The organism is Ilumatobacter sp. (genome assembly GCF_041688325.1).
In the GTDB taxonomy this organism is placed as follows: domain Bacteria; phylum Actinomycetota; class Acidimicrobiia; order Acidimicrobiales; family Ilumatobacteraceae; genus Ilumatobacter_A.
The window spans coordinates 1-3,729 of sequence record NZ_JBDNIJ010000363.1; the positions used below are offsets into that span (position 1 = coordinate 1).

The window sequence follows — 3,729 nt, forward strand, 5'->3', positions numbered from 1 at the left end:
GCCTCGGGCGCGACGACGCAGCCATCGCTGCATCCGTGCTCGTGTACTTCGTCTTCGGGTACGCGACCGACGAACAACAGCACCACCAAGCAGCCACGATCGGAGCGATTCAGGCCGATCTCGAAGACCCCCACCCCGCAAAGACTGCCGACGACCGATTTCTGAGGGGGCTCCGCCTGATCATGACCGGCGTCGACGCTCAGATGCGAGCCACTCGCGGACAAGACGCCTGACACGAGTCGCCTCGAGCGCTTTCCGGCGCCAACGAGCAGCCTGACAGACGGCTTCCCAAGCGCCAGACGTGGACGCATTACCGTGCCAGCAAACTGGGCCGAACCGGCACTGTTGCGTTGATCGATCGGAGGGCGCGTCGCACCGGTGTGGCGTCTGCCTTGCGGTCAGATCGCTGCGCTGAGTTCGTCGAATGCTGCCGCGACGCATAGATGCTCGTGGCGGGCTTCGACTCCGAGTTCATAATGGCCGCGTCTCAGGTTTTGGATGAACGCGTGCCCACGGATCACGACACTCGCGGTCCGATCGGTTCGTAGACCGCGCATTGGCCGGAGTCTCGCCTTGAGCCGTCCGTGATCGCACTCGATCGGATTGTTCCCATATTGGGTGATGTCGTGGAGTACTTCTGGGAGCAGGTCCTCGACCACGCGCAGTAACGGTGCTGCAAGGTCAGTTGTGATTTCTGTTGGCCGGTCGCGGCCCGCCAACATCATCTCGAAGAACTTGGTGGCCGCTGCGGCGTTGCGTCGCTTGGACACCAATACCTCGATGACCTGGCCGTGCTGGTCGACTGCGCTGTAGACGTATCGCCACACACCGGCCACCTTCACGTAGGTTTCATCGACGAACCAGCGGTCGCCGACACTGTGACGGCACAGCCGCGCTGCGTCGATGACGAGCGGGGTGAACCGTTGCACCCACCGGTAGATGGTGACGTGATCGACCTCGATGCCGCGTTCGGCGAGGAGTTCTTCAACATCGCGGTACGACAAGCCGTAGCGGAGATACCAGCGGACCGCCAGCAAAACCACGTCGGGCGGGAACCGGAAGCCCGCAAACGACGGAGAAGTAGAGCGGCGACAGCGACGACGAATCACTCAAGCACGCTACGACCCGCACCCAACCTGTCAACGCAACAGTGCCCTCGAAACACCTGTGGCAGCTTGGCCCGTGAAGGTCCAGCCCTCAGCGCGGTGATACCATCCTCGGCGCTTCGTTACACGGCGCCAGATGCGCCGACCTTGCCAACACATCCCTCGTCATGACCCTTCGCACTCCCTACTACCTCATCGACGAGCAGCGCCTCGTCCACAACCTCGAGGTCGTCGACCGTGTTCGTGCGACATCCGGAGCGAAGGCGGTTCTCGCCCTGAAGTGCTTCTCGACGTGGGGCGTGTTCGACGTGATGGCGCAACATCTCGACGGTACGACGAGCAGCTCGCTCTACGAAGCCCGTCTCGGGCGGGAGCAGTTCGGTAAGGAAGTGCACGCCTACAGCGTCGCGTGGAGCGCCGACGAGGTCGCCGAGGTGGCGGGGTTCGCCGACAAGGTGATCTTCAATTCGGTTCGGCAACTGCAGATGCACAAGGCAAGTGCGGGCGCCGTGCCGCTCGGCCTGCGCGTCAACCCGGGTATCAGCTACTCGCACTTCGACCTTGCCGATCCCGCCCGCCCACACTCGCGCCTCGGGGTCACCGACGACGACGAGTTGCGCGCCGCCGCCGCCGACCTGAGCGGGCTGATGTTCCACTTCAACTGCGAGAACGAGGACTTCGAGGCATTGAACACAGCCATCGGGAACATCTCCGATCGCTACGCCGACGTCCTGCACGAGATGGACTGGATCAGTCTGGGCGGCGGCATCTCGTTCACGGAGCCCGACTACCCCGTCGACCGGTTCTCCACGATGCTGCGCGACCTCGCTGACCGCTTCGGCGTGCAGATCTACCTCGAGCCGGGCGAAGCAGTGATCACCGGAACAGCGCAGCTCGTCACGACCGTGCTCGACGTGGTCCACAACGAGGTCGACATCGCCATCGTCGACGCCTCCGTCGAGGCGCACATGCTCGATCATCTGATCTATGGCACACATCCGCGAGTGGATGCGCCGTCCGGCGGATCGCATCCGGTCACGATCGCCGGACGCACGTGCCTTGCGGGTGACGTGTTCGGGGAGTTCGCGCTCGAACAACCGCTGCGCGTCGGCGACGAGGTCCGCTTCGCTGATGCAGCGGGCTACACGATGGTCAAGACCACGTGGTTCAACGGTCTGCGCATGCCCTCGATCGTCGTGCGTCGCCTCGATGGCGACGTCGAGATCGTGCGCGAATTCGAGTACGACGATTTCAAGCGCAGCTTGTCCTGAGGAGGAAAACCCATGAAGACGAACCTGCTGATCATCGGCGCCGGCGGCGTCGCCCATGTCGCGGCGCACAAGGCGGCGATGCAGAACGACGTGCTCGGCGACATCTGCATCGCCTCGCGCACACTGTCGAAGTGTGAGGCGATCATCGACAGCGTCCATCGCAAGGGCCATCTGAAGGACGCTTCCCGCAAGCTCCACGCCCGCCAACTCGACGCCCTCGACGTGGCGGCCACCGCGGCGCTGATCCGCGAAACCGAGTCGCAGATCGTGGTCAACCTGGGCACCGCCTTCGTCAACATGTCCGTGCTCGACGCCTGCCTGGAGACCGGCGCCGCCTACATCGACACGGCGATCCACGAGGATCCCGAGTCCGTCTGTGAGGATCCGCCGTGGTACGCCAACCACGAGTGGAAGAAGGCCGACGCCTGCGCCGACAGGGGCGTCACTGCGATCCTCGGCGCCGGTTTCGATCCCGGGGTCGTCAACGCCTACGCAGCACTCGCCGCGAAGTCGTACTTCGACACGATCGACACGATCGACATCCTCGACGTCAACGCCGGGTCACACGGGCGCTACTTCGCCACCAACTTCGACCCGGAGATCAACTTCCGCGAGTTCGTGAAAGTGTGGACCTGGATCGACCGCGAGTGGCAGGAGTTCCCGACCCACGCCGTCAAGCGCACATTCGACTTTCCCGTCGTCGGCGAGCAGCCGATCTACCTCAACGGCCACGACGAGTTGCACTCGCTGTCAAAAAACATCGACGCCAACAGCATCCGCTTCTGGATGGGGTTCGGTGACCACTACATCAACGTGTTCACCGTGCTGCGCACGCTCGGTCTACTCTCGCACGAACCGGTCCAACTGGCCGGTGGCGGCGAGGTCATCCCGCTGCAAGTCGTCAAGGCCGTGCTCCCCGACCCCCAGAGCCTCGCCGCGGGCTACACGGGCAACACGTGCATCGGCGACGTCGTCAAGGGCACGAAGGACGGCCAGCCGCGCGAGATGTTCATCTACCAGGTGAGCGATCACGCCGCCGCCTACGCGGAGGTGGAATCGCAAGGCATCAGCTACACCGCAGGCGTCCCGCCGATCGCGGCCGCCATGCTGATCGCCGACGGGACCTGGGACGCGGGGAGGATGGTCAACGTCGAAGAGCTCGACCCCGAGCCGTTCATCGCGCTGCTCGACAAGACCGGGCTCCCGACGGAGTACCTCGAGATCGAGCCGGACTCGGACCAGTCGTTTCGAGGATCGGTCGGCCCGATCAGCGACGAGATCGCCCGGTCGACTGCAACGGTGACCGTGTCCGCTGCCGACCCACTGATCGCCATCCGCGGCCGATAGGTCCC

3 protein-coding genes and 1 pseudogene are annotated in these 3,729 nt (G+C 64.2%); 3 read left to right on the forward strand and 1 reads right to left on the reverse strand.

Going from position 1 to position 3,729, the window contains the following annotated elements; genetic code table 11:
* Positions 1-233: pseudogene (locus ACH2EI_RS18700) on the forward strand (hypothetical protein); the annotation flags it as partial.
* Positions 234-398: 165 nt separating this feature from the next.
* Here the strand turns inward: ACH2EI_RS18700 and ACH2EI_RS18705 are convergent.
* Entirely contained in the window at positions 399-1,109 is a 711-nt protein-coding gene (locus tag ACH2EI_RS18705) for an IS6 family transposase (protein ID WP_395161125.1), read from the reverse strand.
* Positions 1,110-1,273: 164 nt separating this feature from the next.
* On the opposite strand from ACH2EI_RS18705, the gene nspC reads away from it, so the two are divergent.
* The gene (gene nspC, locus ACH2EI_RS18710) at positions 1,274-2,377 is read left to right on the forward strand and encodes a carboxynorspermidine decarboxylase (RefSeq protein ID WP_395161127.1); all 1,104 of its coding nucleotides are present in this window, start codon (positions 1,274-1,276) and stop codon (positions 2,375-2,377) included.
* 12 nt (positions 2,378-2,389) lie between these two features.
* Positions 2,390-3,724: a saccharopine dehydrogenase family protein gene (locus tag ACH2EI_RS18715; RefSeq protein WP_395161128.1), complete on the forward strand. Its 1,335-nt coding sequence runs from the start codon at positions 2,390-2,392 to the stop codon at positions 3,722-3,724.
* The last annotated feature ends 5 nt before the right edge of the window (positions 3,725-3,729 follow it).